Raw genomic sequence first — 18,590 nt, 5'->3', positions numbered from 1 at the left:
TAAAATGCTACAATATAATATGTCAAATCGTTTTGTCTTATTACTCCTAATTCTTCTATTTTTTTCCAATTGCTCCAAAGAAAATTCAGAAAACAAAGACGCTTTGTTTTCTAAACTAGATGCTTCCCAAACCGGAATTAATTTCATTAATGAAGTTAAAAACGGTGCAGATATGAATATATTTAAATACAGAAACTTTTACAATGGCGGTGGTGTAGCTATTGGCGATATTAATAATGATGGTCTTTCGGATATATATTTTACTTCAAATCTGGGTACCAACAAACTTTACTTAAATAAAGGAAATTTTAAATTCGAAGATATTTCTAAAACAGCGGGTGTCGAAGGATACAAGTCATGGTCGACAGGCGTGGTTATGGTTGATCTTAATGAAGATGGATTGCTTGATATTTATGTTTGTAACGCTGGGAATACTATAAACTCGATACGAAAAAGCCAACTTTTTATTAATAACGGTAACTTGACATTTACAGATAAAGCCGAACAATACAATCTTGCAGATACAGGAATTACAACACATGCCGCTTTTTTTGATTATGATAAAGATGGCGATTTAGACGTTTATATTTTAAACAACAGTTTTATTCCGGTAAGTAGCCTTAATTACTCCAATAAAAGAGACTTGCGAGATAAAGATTGGGATGTTGCTGAAATTTTAAAAGGAGGCGGTGATAAACTAATGCGTAATGACAATGGAAAATTTGTTGATGTAAGTGAAAAATCAGGTATTTATGGCAGTTTAATTGGCTTTGGCCTGGGCGTTACCGTAGGTGATGTAAATGGGGATTTATATCCGGATATTTATATTTCGAATGATTTTTATGAAAGAGATTATTTATACATAAATAACAAAAACGGAACCTTTACCGAACAAATTCAGGGATGGACAGCACACATTAGTCAATCATCAATGGGGGCTGATATGGCCGATGTAAACAATGATGGGAAAGCAGATATTTTTGTTACGGATATGTTACCGGAACCTGATGAACGCTTAAAAACTACGACGAATTTTGAAAACTATGATTTATTTATCAGAAAAGTAAATCTTGGTTTTTATAATCAATATATGCAAAATACGCTGCAAATTAATAACGGCGACAATCAATTTCTTGAAATAGCTAATCACGCTGGCGTTGCCAAAACCGACTGGAGTTGGGGCGCATTATTATTTGATATGGACAATGATGGTTACAAAGACATTTATGTTTGTAACGGAATTTATAATGATTTGACCAATCAAGATTTTGTAGATTTTTTTGCCAATGAGTTCATGCAAAAAATGGTGGTAACCGGTAAAAAAGAAGAAATCCAGACTATTATCAGTAAAATGCCAAGCACACCGATTCCAAATTACGCTTTCAAGAACAATAAAAATTTAACGTTTACTAATGAAGCCAAAAAGTGGGGACTGGATACTCCTAGTTTTTCTAATGGAGCTGCTTATGCAGATTTAGATAATGATGGGGATTTAGATCTAGTTGTCAATAATGTTAATATGGAATCTTTTGTCTACAGAAACAACTCAGAGAAGAACAAAAAAAATCATTACGTCAAAGTAAAACTAAAAGGAGATAACCAGAATAAATTTGCTGTAGGTAGTATTGTTGAATTATTCTCGGGTAAGGAAATTCTCAGACAAGAATTAATTCCTTCCAGAGGTTTTCAGTCTTCAGTTGATTATGTAATGACTTTTGGAATTGGGACCAAAAAAATAGATTCACTATACGTAATTTGGCCTAATGATAAATTTCAAACGGTTAAAAATATTACCAATAATTCAACAATAAATTTGGATATTAAAAATGCTAAATTAAATTATACTCCGAATGCTGTTAATTTAAAATCCTTCTTTACGGAAAGTAAAACTACTTTTATCGCACATAAAGAAAATAATTACGTCGATTTTGATCATGAAGGGCTAATCTCTAAAATGCTTTCGCAAGAGGGGCCTTCACTGGCGGTGGCTGATATAAATGGCGATGGAAACGAAGATGTTTTTATTGGAGGAGCCAAAGGACAAGCCGGTAAAATATATGTAAATAAAGGGAATGGTAATTATTCGATTACGGATCAAAAAGACTTTGATGCAGATGCTAATTTTGAAGATACTGCCGCCAGCTTTTTTGATGCGGATAATGATGGCGATATGGATTTATTAGTTGGTTCCGGTGGTAACGAAAAAACGGATCAGGCTAATTATAAAAATCGTCTGTATTTGAATAATGCGAAAGGTATATTTATCAAAAGTAAAACCAATATGCCAACTACAAACAATAACGTTTCGGTAATTGCGCCAAATGATTTTGATAATGATGGCGATATCGATGTATTTATAGGAAGCCGAAGTGTACCGGGAGTTTATGGAATTGATCCTAAACATTTGTTATTGGAAAATGACGGAAAAGGAAATTTTACAAATGTAACGGATAAAAAAGCATTTAAAATTAACTCGGTTGGAATGATTACCGATGCAGTTTGGGAAGATATTGATAATGATTCCAAAAAAGATTTAATCTTAGTTGGGGATTGGACAGCGCCAATGATTTTCAAAAACAATGGACGAAGATTGGTAGAATTCAAATCGAATCTGACGAATTTTCATGGTTTTTGGAATGCAGTCAGCTGTGTAGATTTGAACAATGACGGTAAAAAAGATTTGATTCTGGGAAATAAAGGAACAAATACAAGCTATAAAGCGACCAATGCTAATCCGATGAAATTATTTATCAATGATTTTGATAATAACGGAACCATTGAACAAATTACAACTCGATCTATTGCTGGAAAGGATTTACCGGTAAGCCTAAAACAAGAATTAGCCAAACAAATTCCTTCGATTAAAAAGAAAAATTTGAACTATTCGGATTATTCCAAGAAAACATTTCAGGAATTATTTGCAAAGGAAGTAGTGGATAATTCAATTCAAAAGACTGTGAACATTCAGGAAAGTGTAATTGCAATCAACAAAGGAAATGGTAAGTTTGAAATAAAAGCACTTCCAAAAGAAGTTCAGTTTTCCTGCGTGAACTCTATTACTGCATTGGATGTGAATAAGGATGGGATTTTGGATTTAATCTTGGGTGGAAATCAATATGAGTTTAAACCGCAATTCTCCCGATTAGACGCTAATTATGGCAGCGTACTTTTAGGAAATAAAAATGAAACTTTTTCATGGGTACCTTATAATCAGTCCGGTTTCTTTGTAAAAGGTGAAGTAAAACAGGTAAAAATAATAAAGGATAAGAATAAAAAAGTTTCAATTATAGCAGTTGTAAATGATAATACCCCTAAAATATTTAGACGCAATGAATAATTTTTTTAGAATAGGACTGGCTTCATTGTTGTTTATGGGTTGTTCCAAAAAAGAAGCGCAATTATTTGAAAAATTGTCTTCTGAGAAAAGTAATATTACCTTCAACAACCAATTATTAGAATCCAAGAATATTTCGATTTTAGATTATCTCTATTATTACAATGGGGGAGGCGTATCGCTGGGTGACATTAACAATGATGGTTTAGTGGATATTTATTTTACGTCAAATCAAGGAAAAAATAAATTATACCTAAACAAAGGCAGTAATAAATTTGAAGATATTTCTGTAAAAGCTGGAGTGGAAAGCCAGAGTGATTGGAATACGGGGACGGTAATGGCAGATGTAAATGGAGATGGATATTTAGATATTTATGTTTGTGCTGTAGTAGGAATTAATGGTTTTGAAGGTCAAAACGAATTGTTCATAAATAACAAGGACAATACATTTACCGAAAGTGCTGCTGAATATGGATTAGATTTGGACAACTACAGTTCTTCAGCCGCTTTCTTTGATTATGATTTAGATGGAGATTTAGACATGTATTTATTGAATCATGCGGTACACTCCGAATTATCTTTTGGGAACGCCGATACCAGAAATAAACGAAGTTACGAGTGCGGGGATAAATTATTTCGCAACGATAATGGAAAATTTGTCGATGTAAGTGAACAGGCAGGAATTTTTGGTGGTGCCAATGGGTATGGTTTAGGATTGGCAGTTTCCGATTTTAATTTAGATGGGTATCCGGATATTTACGTAGGGAATGATTTTCATGAAGATGATTATTATTATTTGAATAATGGAGATGGCACTTTTACAGAAAGTTTGAAAAACTATTTTGGGCATACCAGCAGGTTCTCTATGGGAGTAGATGTGGCGGATGTTAATCATGATGGTTTTCCAGATATTCTCACCTTAGACATGCTTCCGGAAGATGAAAAAGTATTGAAATCTTCTTTGGGCGATGACAATTCTCAAATGTTAAAAATAAGAACCGAAAAACTTGGCTATCATTATCAATACAGCAGAAACATGCTGCAATTGAACCAAGGAGGTAATCATTTCACGGAGACTGCTTTATTAAGTGGCGTGGCGGCTACTGATTGGAGTTGGAGTACGTTATTTGGGGATTATGATCAAGATGGCGAACAGGATCTATTTGTGTGTAACGGAATTCCAAAGCGTCCTAACGATTTGGATTACGTGAAATACTATTCAAATGATCAGATTAAAAGTAAAATCAGTACGACAAAATTATTAGACAAAGAAGCATTGAAGCGTATGCCAAAGGGAAATGTAACCAATTATGTTTTTCAAGGCGCAGCTGATTTGCAGTTTAAAAACCGATCGAAGGATTGGATAGAAAATGATTCGTTAATTTCTAATGGAAGTGGATATGCTGATATTGATAACGATGGGGATCTTGATGTGATTACCAATAATACAAATGCGATTGCTTCCATTTACGTTAATACAACTGATAAAAAGGCAAACTATTTAAAATTAAAATTGCGTTTTACAGGGAAAAACACATTCGGAATTGGAGCTAAAGTGATTTCCTATTCCAAAGGGAAAAAACAATTTAAAGAATTACAAACTACCCGAGGATTTCAGTCATCATCAGAGTCAATACTTCATTTTGGTTATGGTAAAACGAGCAAGATAGATTCTATCGTAGTGATTTGGCCTGATAAAACCTTTCAGACTTTAAAAAATGTGAAGGCGAACCAAACCCTTACCATAAAAGCGAATAAGGATAGAAAAATTTTCGATTATAGAAAGTTACACCTAGCAGTATTACCAATTTTTAAAAAGGTAGAAACGGGATTGGGCATCGACTTTATACATCAGGAAAATGAATACATTGATTTCTTAGTTCAAAAACTGATTCCATATCAACGTTCTGATCGCGGTCCGGCTACTGCAGTAGGGGATTTAAATGGAGATGGAAGAGAGGATATCTTTTTTGGTGGTTCCAAAGATAAAAAAGCAGCAATTTACATTCAAAATTCAAATGGTTTTGCTAAAAAAAGAGTTGCTGAAATCGAACAGGATTCTATTTTTGAAGATGGTTCCGCTGTCATTGGGGATTTTAATAATGACAAACTAAATGATTTGTATGTTGCTTCTGGTGGAGGTGAAAATGCTTCTAATTTACAAAGCCGATTGTATGTAATTAAAGGCAATCAATTTGTAAAATCGACCATAACTAAGCTGGCCCAGAATGCATCAGTAGTTAAGGCGTTTGATTATGATAAAGATGGGGATCTCGATATTTTTGTTGGGAATAATTCAATAAATAATAGATTTGGTAGTATGCCGGATTGTTATTTGTTAAACAATGATAAAGGAGTGTTTACTGTAGCCGACAGTAAAACTTTCGCAAAAATAGGAATGGTTACAGATGCCGTTTTCACGGATTTTAACAACGACGGAAAAACAGATTTAATTGTAATAGGAGAATGGATGAAGCCTACTTTTTTTGCCAATAAAAACGGTAAATTCAGTAATGTAACTGACGCTGTTTTTCCAGAAAAAAATAATGGATTGTGGCAATCAATAATTCCTTTTGATATTGATCAGGATGGCGATGAAGATTATTTGGTTGGGAACTGGGGCAAGAATTCTAAATTTAAAGCATCGCAAGAGTTTCCTATGAAAATGTATTATGATGACTTTGATGGAAATGGGTATTTTGAAACGATAGTGGCAATTGAAAAAAACGGCAAATATTACACTACTTTGGGCCTCGATGAATTAGCCGAGCAATTTAGCGGGATGCTAAAAAAGAAATTCAATAGTTACAAATCCTTCGCAGGAAAAACACTGGAAGAAGTTTTTGACCCAAAAATGCTGGAGAAAGGAAAATTGTTTGAAATTCATAATTTGAAATCTGGTTATTTAAGAAATCATAAAGGGAAATTTACTTTTGTTCCTTTTTCGAATAAAATGCAAGTTGCTCCCATTACCAGTTTTCTGAAATCTAATTTTGATTCAGATGCGAAAGAAGAAGTTTTTGCGGCAGGAAATTACTTTGGAGTTTCGCCTTATCACAGTAGATTTGATGGGTTTTCAGGCGCTTTAATTAAAAATGACAAAACCGTATTTTTAGGAAATCAAATAGGAATTGATTTAACCCAAAAGGCAGTTAGACATCTTGATATTGTAAATTTCAACGGTAAAAAATTCATGTTGGTCACCATCAACAATAAAAAAGCTGAGGTATATGAAATGCCTTCATCTAAAAAATAATACAAAGACATACAGAACAATTAAACCCAATACCATGAACTCTAAAATTTATCTTTTAGGACTTATAATGTTTTTTTTTACTTCATGTAAGAAAGAGACACCAATTAAGGTAACAACAGATGATTTCTGTGCAGCAGTTGATACAGTAACAGGAATTATGGTTCATGATATATTTTCGCCTCCAGTTGCGAGTAGAATTTATGTTTATCCTAATGTTGCCGCTTATGAAATTATGGCTCAAAACAATACTAAATATGAAAGTTTACAAGGGCAGTTGAAAGGATTAGATTCTATTCCTAAACTAAATCCGAAAAGTGGCGTAAATAAAAATTTAGCAGCGATTATTGCCCACATTGAGGTAAGTAAACAATTGATTTTTTCGGAGGGAGCTTTAGAAAAATATAGAGATAGTTTGTATGAGAAATGGGGTTCTGAAAATCAAAAAGAATTTGATGTATCTAAAGAATACGCTTTAAAAGTGGTGGACAGAATTAAAATGTGGATGGGGAAAGATAATTATAAACAAACTCGGACTTCTTCTAAATTTTCAGTTTATGCAGATCAAGCTGGGAGATGGCAACCAACTCCTCCATCTTACATGGATGGTGTTGAACCTCATTGGGGCGAAATAAGAACTTTAGTTATGGATTCGGCGTCTCAATTTAAACCCATTAAACCTTATCCATTTTCCACCGATAAAAATTCTGCTTTTTATAAAGATGCAAAAGAAACCTATGATTTAGGAAATATGATTTCCGAAAAATTAATTGAAGTAGAGAAAAACCAAAGCAAATCAATTCCTGAAGAATCTGCAATCGCTTCATTTTGGGATTGTAATCCGTATGCTACAGTCATACAAGGGCATATGATGTTTGCAAAGAAGAAAAACACACCTGACGCGCATTGGATTAATGTTACTAAAATTGCTTTAAAAAAATCAAAATCAGATTTTGAAACTACTGTTTTTGCTTATACTATAACATCTATCGGAATTTTTGAGAGCTTCATTAGTTGTTGGGATGAAAAGTATAGGAGTAATGTTGTGCGTCCTGAAACGTATATCAATCAAAACATAGATGAAAACTGGAGACCACAATTACAAACACCTCCTTTTCCGGAATATGTAAGTGGACACTCTGTGGTTTCGTCGTGCTCGGCAATTATTCTAACCTCTATTTTTGGAGATAATTTTAGTTATATCGATGACTCAGAAGTTTCTTTTGGATTGCCTAAAAGACCTTTTAAATCATTTAAACAAGCTGCAGCAGAAGCTTCAATAAGTAGGCTTTATGGAGGAATTCATTACAGAGCCGCTATTGAGAATGGTATTGTACAAGGCAATAATATTGGGCATTACATTAATAATACATTAAAGATGAGTAAAAAATAATGACAGTCAGAAAAAAAAGTATAGTAGTATTAAGTGTTGTGTTGTCCTCGTTTTTGGTTTGGTATCTTTTAATAAAGGAAACCGACTACTGTATTTCGTTTAAAGTAAATGCAGCTACAGGAACCGTATTTCAAGGGATTCAGGAGTGGTCAAATGCGCAAGGTTTAAAGGAGTCTGAAAGGTATGTGATTTTAGAAAAAAGAAATTTTGACTTTATCAAACACGAAATGACCAAAAAAGAGGTTCAAATGCACTACACTTGGGACATTACTCCTGTAAACGATTCAATGACAAAAGTGAGTATTGGCATCAAAGATTTAAATCACAGTTGGTACAATAAACTAACCGCACCTTTTTTTAATACTGAATTCAAGGAAGAACAAATCAAAAAAATAAGTGATTTTAAAAAAGGATTAAGCGAACATTTGAAGAATTTCAAAGTCAGAATTGATGGAGAAGGTACATCAGAAGAAACATTTGTTGCCTACATCAATTTGAAAAGTGTTTTACAGGAAAAAGCACAAAATATGATTGCAAATGACGCTACTATTACTGGTTTTCTTTTCGAGAATCAAATAAAAATAATAGGTACACCCTACTTGGAAATTGTAAAATGGGATCTTGATAAAGAAACAATCGATTTTAATTATTGTTTTCCAGTTGAAAAACCCAAAACAAATATTGTAAATAACGATGTAAAATTCAAAACCTTACCTGCCTTCAAAGGATTGAAAGCAACTTATTATGGTAATTTCAGAACTTCAGACAGAGCTTGGTTTGCGTTGCTTGATTATGCAAAAAAGCACAAACTTAAATTGGAAAATAAAGTATTGGAGCATTTCTTGTCAAATCCTTATAATGGTGGAACAGAGCTCGAATGGGAAACTAAAATAATTATTCCTTTTGCGTCCAAATAAAGAGCAGTTTATTTAGGTAATTTACATATATCGAAAACGATTTCGGTTCTTCCGAAAACGTTTTTGTTTTTATTCTGTTTTTAATTAGCGTTATTAAAATTAATTTTAGTAAAAATTAACAAATTAACCAATCAGAATGAATTTAAAAGTGAAATTGAGCTTTTGGCAGATAATCAATATGAATGTTGGTTTTTTTGGCATTCAATACAGCTTTGGGTTGCAACAAAGTGCCGTCAATCCTATTTACGATTTTCTACATGCAAGTCCGGATCAAATCCCGATACTAAATCTTGCGGGACCTTTAACTGGTTTATTAATTCAACCTATTATTGGTGCGATGAGCGATAAAACGTGGCATCCAAGATGGGGAAGACGGAAACCTTACTTTTTTATTGGAGCCATAATTTGTAGTATCGCTTTATTTCTATTCCCATTCAGCAGTTCCTTGTGGATGGCTGCGGGTTTACTTTGGATCCTAGATGTCGGTAACAATACCGCAATGGAACCGTATCGCGCTTTTATTGCGGATACGCTGGACGAAGAACAACAACCAATAGGTTTTCAGGCGCAAAGTTTTTTTACTGGTTTCGGACAGTTTCTGGCCTATATTTCTCTGTTTCTATTTCCAATTGTTTTTGTTGGATATACCGGATCATTACCCACCTGGATTTATGCCTCCTTCTTTTTGGGAGCGATCCTTTCTGTAACTTCCATTTGGTGGAGTATGGGTAAAACAAAAGAAATCCCGCCCACAGTGGAAGAAATAGCAATTTTAAAAGCGGAACCATTACATATTTTTTCACCTTTCATCGATATATATAAAGCAGTTTTAGAAATGCCAACGGTAATGTGGCAACTATTTCTTGTTTATTTGTTTCAATGGTATGCGATGATGTGTTATTGGCAAAACAATTCAAAAAGTATTGCTTTATCCGTATGGAATGTAACCCCAATGAATGCAATGGGCTACGAAAAAGCGGTAGAATGGAACGGGTTAATCGGTGCTTTTGGATTTATAGTTACGTTTTCAATTGCTTTTTATTTGGCAAAATTAGCCAAAAAGCATGGTGCAAAAATGATTCATTTTGTCTGTCTGTTATTTGGAGCCGTTTCTTTTTTATGGTTTCCAATGGTACAAAATCAATATGTGTTTTTTGCGGTAATTATTGGCTACGGAATTGCTTGGGCAAGTATGATGGGAATACCATATTTAATGGTCGTTGCTGTTATTCCAAAAGAGCGTTATGGAGTGTACATGGGTATTATTAATATGATGATTGTTATTCCAATGATTATCCAAAATCTCTCTTTTGGTTATATTTTAAAGAACTTCTTAGACAATGATGCTCGCCAAGCCATTACTTTTGCTGGTGTTCTGATGCTAATCAGTGCTTTTTGTACCCTTTTGATTAAAAGTAAAAAAATTTCAATAGCAAAGGATGAATAGTGATTTAAATTACAGTAAAGCAATTGAGTTGCTTGAGAAAGTTTCCTCATCCGAAGGATTTTTGGCGAGTGCACAAAACATTTCCAACTACAAAAGAGTTTGGGCGCGAGATGGAGTGATTTGTGGATTGGCGGCTTTGGCTTCAGGAGATGAAAAATTAATTGAAACATTTCGTAAAACATTAGAAACATTAGCCTATAATCAACATCAAAGCGGAACTATTCCATCAAATGTGATGACAAATGGCGACCAAGTTGAGGTTAGTTATGGCGGATTGGCAGGAAGAGTTGATGCGGTGACTTGGTTTGTAATTGGGATTTGCCAATATGCCTATTATACAAAAGACATTACCTTCGTGGCAAAATACGATACTGAAATTGAAAAGTGTTTTGCGCTCCTGGATGCTTGGGAATTTAACAATAAAGGACTTTTATATGTGCCATTATCAGGAAACTGGGCAGATGAATACATTACAGACGGTTATGTTTTGTACGATCAATTGCTCCGAATTTGGGCTCTGAAGAGCTACAATCATTTTGCACATGACGAGGTTATTACCGTAAAGATTGCCACAATAACAAAGCAACTGGAAATTAATTTCACACCAAACTCTACAGGTGAAAAATACCACGAACGAGCTTACAATGAGATAAATATTCAAAAGTATATGCCATGTTCCTTTTCGCCTGCAGGATACAAAACACAGTTTGATGCTTTTGCAAATTCGCTGGCTTTGTATTTGAACATTGGTTCCGAAGATTTTCAAAATTCAATTTTAGAATATTCAATTGCGCTCAAAAACGAAATGAAATTGCAGTTGTTGCCTGCTTTTTGGCCACCAATAAAAGAAACTGACTTAGACTGGAATTTGCTTAAAAACAATTGCAAATACGAGTTTAGAAATTACCCTAATGAGTTTCATAATGGAGGAAGCTGGTCAATGGTCAATGGCTTTTATGGTCTGGCTTTGCTTTCAAAAGGGAAAAAGAAGGAAGCTGACGCACTTTTAACAGCTATAAATAGCGCTAATGCTACTGAAAATTTCAGTTTTTACGAAAACTTCAATAGTGAAACCAAAGAGCCCAACGGTGTTCCTTTTTGCGCTTGGAGTGGTGCGGCAACGGTGCTGTTACACCAAAGTTTACATACAAATTTTAAATTTTTAATTTAATTGGAAAAGACAATAGACATAATATGTGCAGGCGAAGTTTTGATTGATTTTATTGGTCACGAAATGAATACGTCTATAAACAGGACCAAAGATTACCATCGTTTTTTGGGAGGTTCACCTACAAATGTTGCTGTAAATGCAACGCGCTTGGGTTTGAAATCAGTATTAGTAGCTACTTGTGGAGAAGATGGATTAGGCGAATATATTGTTAGGAAGTTAAAAGCGAATCATGTTATTACATCACATGTTAGAAAATCTGAAAGTCATCCCACTTCTGTAATATTTGTTTCAAAATCGACCAGTACGCCTGATTTTATTCCGTACAGAGAAGCTGATTGTCAAATTCAGCAAAGTCAAATACCGAATGACTTACTGGAAAATGCTAAAATTTTCCATACGACTTGCTTTGCTTTAAGCAAAAATCCGGCTCGAACAACTATCGTCGAAAGTGCTAAACGAGCAAAAGCGTTAGGATTACAAACCAGTATTGATATTAATTTTTCGGAAAGGATTTGGCCGAATCGTGAAGAAGCAAAACAGGTTTTGAGAGAATATTTGTCAACTGATCCGTTAGTAAAATTAAGCGAAGACGACTGTTACCGTCTTTTTGCGGAAGCAAAAACCGAAGATTTTATTTTTGATTATTTTCATAGTTTAGGCGCTTCAACCATTTGTTTGACAAAAGGGAAAGATGGTGTTGTTTTATCGAATGTTGATTCCGGAATGTTTCATCAAAAAGCTTTACCGGTTGAAGATATCAAAGACACAACAGGCGCAGGAGATGCTTTTTGGACAGGTTTTTTATACGCTCAATTACGCAATAAAAACTTTGAAGAAACCATTACAATTGCTCAAAAACTGGCAGTTTTAAAACTTCAGAATGTAGGCAGATTGCCGGAAGGAATAGACATTCAGGCATATTTAAATATAAATGCATAGTCCAAAGTTAAATACTAATTCAACTCAAAATATTAGGTAAAAGATGAAAAAAAGTACGGTTAAAATTGCCATGTATCTCAATTACTTTGTATTTGCTATCCTGCTGAACAGCGTGGGAATTGTGATATTAAAGGCACAAAAAAATTATGGGGTAGATGAGTTGCAAGCCAGTGTTCTGGAAGCTTTTAAGGATTTACCTATTGCCATTGTTTCGTTTTTAATCGCTTCGTTTTTACCAAGAATTGGATATAAGAGAGCTATGCTTATTGGTTTGGCTTTGGTTTCAGCAGCTTGCGTCAGTATGTATTTCGGAAATTCTTTTGGAACGGCAAAATTGCTTTTTGCTACCGTTGGCGTTTCTTTTGCACTGATAAAAGTATCGGTGTATTCGCTTATTGGAACCATAACCGAGAATCAGCAGGAGCACAATAGTTTGATGAGTAGCATTGAAGGCGTGTTTATGATAGGAATTGCGTTGGCGTATTTCTTATTTCCTGCTTTTAATTCTGATGCGAATCCAAATGCTTGGTTGAACGTGTATTGGCTATTGGCGGGAATTTCAGCTGTGTCTTTTGGCTTTTTATTTTTTACCAAATTCGAAAGTCAAACGGACATTCCGGGTGTTGATTTAGTTGATGATTTTAAACAAATGTTCAAATTGTTCGCGAAACTATTAACCATCGTTTTTGTAATCAGTGCGTTCCTTTTTGTAATGATCGAGCAAGGAATCATGTCTTGGCTGCCAACTTTCAACAGCAAGGTATTGCATCTTCCAGAGAATATCAGTATTATGATGGCAAGTATTTTGGCTATTTCATTAGCTGTTGGACGACTTTTGGCCGGCGTTATTACAAAAAGAGTCAATTGGTTTTGGGTACTTAGTTGTAGTATTATAGCGGCAATGCTTATTGTGGTTTTTGTACTTCCAAAAGCAGTTGGATTAAATGTTAAAGACATTAATTCGCTTGGGGATATTCCTTTGATAGGATTTGCCTTTCCATTAGTGGGGCTTTTTATTGCGCCAATTTATCCGCTTTTAAATTCCGTAGTTTTAAGCGCACTGCCCAAAAAATTACATAGCTCAATGACAGGTTTAATTGTAGTATTTTCTGCACTTGGTGGTACTTTAGGTTCCAGAGTAATTGGTTATCTATTTAAAAACGAAGGTCCGGAAAATGCATTTTATTACACCTTAATTCCAATGGGGCTTTTACTTGTCTCTTTCTTTATTCTAAAAAAACTTACCGCAAAACAATGAAATTCGTACTCAACATAGACAAAGTATTCCAAGAACTATTGCTTCAAGAGGATACAGATCAGGATAAAAAAATTACTAAAGACGATAATGGTCCTAAAGAATTTGTTTTGGTAGACGAAAATACGAAACAAGAAGCGGTTATCACAGGGACGTATCATTTGTCAAATTTATTGCAAGAATTAGCTCAGCTTAAGGAGGAGAATTTATCATTGGGGGAAGTTGATTTAAGTCGTATTCAAGAGAATCCTGTACACCGAATTTCAAGAAAAATTAAGGATGATTATTGGGAGGAGCTCACTCGAACCATTGATAAAAAAGGGTTGACGCAAATTATTGAAGACGAAAAAACCTCCAGTGATGTGGCAAGGCTTTATGTTGCTGCCAAAGACAAACAGGGAGTGGCTTATTTTCAAGAATTGGAAAAGGAATTGCCAAATTTTAAAGTTGAAATTCTGCCTGAAAATTATTCGATGGAATATGTGGAAACTTTAAATGAGAAACCGGGAATTCTAGCTTTGGCTTTGGAACAAAAAACATACAGTCTGCAAGGTGTTCCTTTTGTGGTTCCCGGCGGAAGATTTAACGAAATGTATGGTTGGGACAGCTATTTTATTGGTGTTGGTTTATTGATAGACGGTCAAGTAAATAAAGCAATGGCGATTGCTGAGAATTTTAAATACCAAATTATTCATTACGGAAAAATTTTGAATGCAAATAGAAGTTATTATTTGACAAGAACGCAACCACCGTTATATTCTTCTTTGCTAATTAAAATTGCAAAAAAGAAGATACCAAGTTTAGACTGGTTAAGAAGTCATTTGGAAACGGTCATTTTAGAATACAATACGGTTTGGATGGATCAAGGAAATCGATTAACGCCAACAGGTTTAAACCGATACAAAGCTGACGGAATTGGTATGCCATTTGAAGTGGAACCGGGACATTTTGATGATATTTTAGAACCTTTTGCTAAAAAATACAATTTGCCGGTTCGAGAATTTGAAAATCAATATTTACGAAGAACGGTTGTAGATGCGGAATTGGATGTCTATTTTGTTCACGACAGAAGCATGAGAGAAAGTGGACACGACACCACAAACCGACTCATTAATAGGTGTGCCAATTTGAATTCAGTAGATGTAAACAGTTTTCTTTATAAATATGAAAAAGATGTCGCTTATTTAATAAAAGAGCATTTCGATACTGCTTTCCAGGTAGGTGATGTGGTTTATACTTCAAAAGAATGGGAACAAAAGGCACTTTCCAGAAAAACTAAAATAAATGAATTGTGTTGGAGCGAAGCGTCAAGCATGTATTTTGATTATGATTTTGTGAATCATGAGCAATTTCCGTTTGAAGCAGCAACAACATTTTTTCCTTTGTGGGCTGGGTTGTGTGATGAAAATCAGGCTAAAAAATTAGTGGAAGTTGCCTTACCGCAATTTATAAAAACAGGAGGAATTACGGGAAGTACCAAAGCGAGTGTTGCAAATGCTCCAAAAGACGCTCCGCAGCGACAATGGGATTATCCTTTTGGTTGGGCACCGCACCAAATGTTGCTATGGGAGGGATTGATTAACTATAATTATTTGGATAAAGCACAAGAAATGGTGTACCGATGGTTGTGGTTAATTACAAAAAATGCAGTGGATTATAATGGAACAATTCCGGAAAAATTTGATTTGGAAATCAATTCACATAAAGTTTTTGCCGAATATGGAAATGTGGGAACCGAATTTGATTACATAGCCAAAGAAGGTTTTGGGTGGGTCAACGCGTCTTATCAATATGGATTGCAAATTTTAAGCGAAGAATTAAAAGAGAAATTAGGAGAATTGATTTCTCCCGACACTATTTTTTAGCACTGAAAAATATTTTTTGTTGTTTGAATGTATATTTTTTTTAACTTTATAATTCACTAAATGAATCAATTATGACTGTTAATCAAATTTTAAGCACCAAAGGAAAGGATGTTTATTCCATACTTTCTACAAACACTGTATACGAAGCATTGACAGTGATGAGCGAAAAAAATATCGGAGCTATTCTTATCATTGAAGATACAGTTTTAAAAGGGGTTTTATCTGAAAGAGATTATGCTCGAAAAATTGTTTTGAAAGCAAAATCTTCAAAGAAAGCTTTTGTTTATGAAATTATGGAAACTGATGTAGTTACGGTAAATCCATCGGATAATTTAGAGTACTGCATGGAACTAATGAGTACAAAAAGAGTTCGACATTTGCCAGTTTTGGAAAATGAGATTGTAATTGGGATTATCTCAATAAGTGACGTAGTAAAAGCCATAATCGAAATGCAAAAAGATACTATTCAACATTTAAACTCTTATATTACGCAATAAAAACAATCTAAAAAGATATAATTACAAAAAGCTACAGTTGATGTAGCTTTTTTTTTTGGAATCAAAAAGGGGTTTTTCGCAAAAGAATAGGATAAAAGTAAACTTTTTAAAGCAAGTCTTCTATCTTTGTAAACTAGAATAAAATCTAAAAACAATGGACAAAAATAGCAAAAGAAGAGAAGCATTATTATACCACGCAAAGCCAACTCCTGGTAAAATTCAAGTAGTTCCTACTAAGAAATATGCAACACAAAGAGATTTATCTTTGGCATATTCTCCTGGTGTAGCTGAGCCGTGTTTAGAAATAGCCAAAGACGTAAACAACGTTTATAAATATACCGCAAAAGGGAATTTAGTTGCAGTAATCACCAATGGAACTGCAGTTTTAGGATTGGGTGACATTGGCCCGGAAGCATCAAAACCAGTAATGGAAGGGAAAGGATTACTGTTCAAAATCTTTGCTGATATTGATGTATTTGACATTGAAATTGGAACAAAGGATATAGAAGAATTTATCCAGACCGTAAAAAATATAGCCCCCACTTTTGGTGGAATTAATTTAGAAGACATTAAAGCACCGGAATCTTTTGAGATTGAAAGACGACTAGTTGAAGAGTTGAATATTCCTGTCATGCACGATGATCAGCACGGTACTGCCATCATATCATCTGCGGCACTGTTGAATGCATTAGAATTGGCAGGTAAAAAATCAGAAGATGTAAAGATGGTTGTTTCTGGAGCCGGCTCTGCTGCCTTAGCTTGTGCTAATATGTATGTTTTATTAGGTGTAAAAATTGAGAATATATTAATGTTTAACAGTAAAGGAGTTTTGACAAAAGACAATCCTTCTTTATCTATTTTGCAACAAAAATATGCGCAAGACATAAAACCGATAAGTCTTGAAGAAGCATTAGTGGGCGCAGATCTTTTTTTAGGATTGTCATCTGGCAATATCATGACTCCAAAAATGTTGCTGGGGATGGCCGAAAATCCAATTGTTTTTGCGATGGCAAATCCAGATCCGGAAATTGATTATAATCTTGCGATTGCAACTCGTAAAGATATTATAATGGCAACAGGACGTTCTGATTTTCCTAATCAAGTAAATAATGTTCTAGGATTCCCCTATATTTTTAGAGGCGCATTAGATGTTCGTGCTACCAAAATAAATGAGGCTATGAAAATGGCAGCAGTAAGAGCCCTAGCGGCATTAGCGAAAGAATCGGTTCCGGAACAAGTGAATATAGCTTACGGAGCTACAAAATTGGTTTTTGGAAAAGAATATATTATTCCTTCTCCATTCGATCCTAGATTGATAACTGTTGTTGCGCCAGCTGTTGCAAAAGCAGCGATGGATTCTGGTGTAGCGTTAAATCATATTACAGATTGGAAAAAATACGAAGAAGAATTATTAGACCGTTTAGGGAATGATAATAAAATGGTTCGTTTGATTACCAATAGAGCTAAGATGGATCCTAAAAAAATTGTTTTTGCTGAAGCAGATCATTTAGATGTTCTTAAAGCAGCGCAAATTGTATGGGAAGAAGGTATCGGTTTCCCAATTTTATTAGGGAACAAAGAAATTATTTTAGAATTAAAAGCAGAAATCGGTTTTGATGCCGATGTTCAGATTATAGATCCTAAAATTAACGAAGAAGAAACACGAAGAAATAAATTTGCAAATACGTATTGGTCCACTCGACAAAGACGTGGAATTTCTTTTTTAGATGCTCAAAAATTAATGCGTGAAAGAAACTATTTTGCCGCAATGATGGTCAATGAAGGAGAAGCAGATGCATTGGTAACAGGACATTCAAGAAGTTATCCTTCAGTTGTTAAACCCATGTTGCAACTCATCGAAAAAGCGCCAGGAGCTTCTATTATAGCTACCACTAACATGATGATGACGGCTCGTGGGCCCATGTTTTTATCCGATACCGCAATAAACATTAATCCATCAGCAGATGATTTAGCTAAAATTGCGATAATGACGGCTAAAACAGCCAAAATGTTTGGGGTAGAACCGGTAATTGCAATGATATCATTCTCTAATTTCGGATCGTCTACAAGTGAAAGCGCAGCCAAAGTAAGAGAAGCGGTAACTTATTTGCATAAAAATCATCCGGAGATGATCATTGATGGTGAGCTTCAGGCAGATTTTGCTTTAAACCCAGAAATGCTGAAAGCAAAATTTCCTTTTTCAAAATTAGCAGGTAAAAAAGTAAACACTTTGATTTTTCCAAATTTAGAATCAGCAAACATTACCTATAAACTTTTAAAAGAATTAAATAAAGTAGATTCAATAGGACCTATCATGCTGGGAATGGGAAAACCAGTCCATATATTTCAATTGGGTGCAAGTGTTGAGGAAATGGTCAATATGGCTGCAATTGCGGTGATTGATGCACAGGAAAAAGAAATGAAAAAAGCCAAACAAATATAATTTAATACGCATAAGAGAACAAACATCGTTAAAATTATAAATTTAATTTAACCCGATGCTAATTTTGTTATATTTG

At 34.4% G+C, this 18,590-nt stretch carries 11 protein-coding genes; all 11 read left to right on the top strand.

The window, feature by feature from the left end; translation table 11 throughout:
• Nucleotides 1-19 precede the first annotated feature (19 nt).
• The 11 genes from ACP7AQ_RS12175 (at nucleotide 20) to ACP7AQ_RS12125 (ending at nucleotide 18,514) form a co-directional block, all read left to right on the top strand.
• Nucleotides 20-3,337, top strand: a complete 3,318-nt coding sequence (locus ACP7AQ_RS12175) for a VCBS repeat-containing protein (protein ID WP_426095629.1) — start codon at nucleotides 20-22, stop codon at nucleotides 3,335-3,337.
• Complete coding sequence (locus tag ACP7AQ_RS12170) at nucleotides 3,330-6,590, top strand: VCBS repeat-containing protein (protein ID WP_426095628.1); 3,261 nt, start codon at nucleotides 3,330-3,332, stop codon at nucleotides 6,588-6,590. The genes ACP7AQ_RS12175 and ACP7AQ_RS12170 overlap by 8 nt, the downstream gene beginning before the upstream one ends.
• Before the next feature lie 34 nt (nucleotides 6,591-6,624).
• Nucleotides 6,625-7,980 carry a vanadium-dependent haloperoxidase gene (locus tag ACP7AQ_RS12165; RefSeq protein ID WP_426062957.1) on the top strand — a complete coding sequence of 452 codons (1,356 nt, stop codon included), beginning with the start codon at nucleotides 6,625-6,627 and terminating at the stop codon, nucleotides 7,978-7,980.
• On the top strand, nucleotides 7,980-8,897 hold the full coding sequence (locus ACP7AQ_RS12160) for a GyrI-like domain-containing protein (RefSeq protein ID WP_426095627.1): 918 nt from the start codon (nucleotides 7,980-7,982) through the stop codon (nucleotides 8,895-8,897). The genes ACP7AQ_RS12165 and ACP7AQ_RS12160 overlap by 1 nt, the downstream gene beginning before the upstream one ends.
• A 136-nt stretch (nucleotides 8,898-9,033) precedes the next feature.
• Nucleotides 9,034-10,344 (top strand): MFS transporter, encoded by a 1,311-nt coding sequence (locus tag ACP7AQ_RS12155; RefSeq protein WP_426095626.1) that lies wholly within the window; start codon nucleotides 9,034-9,036, stop codon nucleotides 10,342-10,344.
• The gene (locus ACP7AQ_RS12150) at nucleotides 10,337-11,515 is read left to right on the top strand and encodes a glycoside hydrolase 100 family protein (RefSeq protein ID WP_426095625.1); all 1,179 of its coding nucleotides are present in this window, start codon (nucleotides 10,337-10,339) and stop codon (nucleotides 11,513-11,515) included. The genes ACP7AQ_RS12155 and ACP7AQ_RS12150 overlap by 8 nt, the downstream gene beginning before the upstream one ends.
• Complete coding sequence (locus ACP7AQ_RS12145; protein WP_426095624.1) at nucleotides 11,516-12,454, top strand: carbohydrate kinase family protein; 939 nt, start codon at nucleotides 11,516-11,518, stop codon at nucleotides 12,452-12,454.
• A gap of 43 nt (nucleotides 12,455-12,497) precedes the next feature.
• Entirely contained in the window at nucleotides 12,498-13,712 is a 1,215-nt protein-coding gene (locus ACP7AQ_RS12140; RefSeq protein WP_426095623.1) for an MFS transporter, read from the top strand.
• Nucleotides 13,709-15,574, top strand: coding sequence for a trehalase family glycosidase (locus ACP7AQ_RS12135; protein ID WP_426095622.1), 1,866 nt, complete (start codon nucleotides 13,709-13,711; stop codon nucleotides 15,572-15,574). Before ACP7AQ_RS12140 ends, ACP7AQ_RS12135 begins: the two co-directional genes overlap by 4 nt.
• 71 nt (nucleotides 15,575-15,645) lie before the next feature.
• Complete coding sequence (locus ACP7AQ_RS12130) at nucleotides 15,646-16,071, top strand: CBS domain-containing protein (protein WP_091202890.1); 426 nt, start codon at nucleotides 15,646-15,648, stop codon at nucleotides 16,069-16,071.
• 154 nt (nucleotides 16,072-16,225) lie between these two features.
• Nucleotides 16,226-18,514, top strand: a complete 2,289-nt coding sequence (locus ACP7AQ_RS12125) for an NADP-dependent malic enzyme (RefSeq protein ID WP_426095621.1) — start codon at nucleotides 16,226-16,228, stop codon at nucleotides 18,512-18,514.
• Nucleotides 18,515-18,590 lie beyond the last annotated feature (76 nt).

It is taken from the genome of Flavobacterium sp. DSR2-3-3 (assembly GCF_049896585.1).
Classification (GTDB): domain Bacteria; phylum Bacteroidota; class Bacteroidia; order Flavobacteriales; family Flavobacteriaceae; genus Flavobacterium.
The sequence above is the reverse complement of the archived record's forward strand: the minus strand, read 5'-3'. Positions and strand labels throughout refer to the sequence as shown.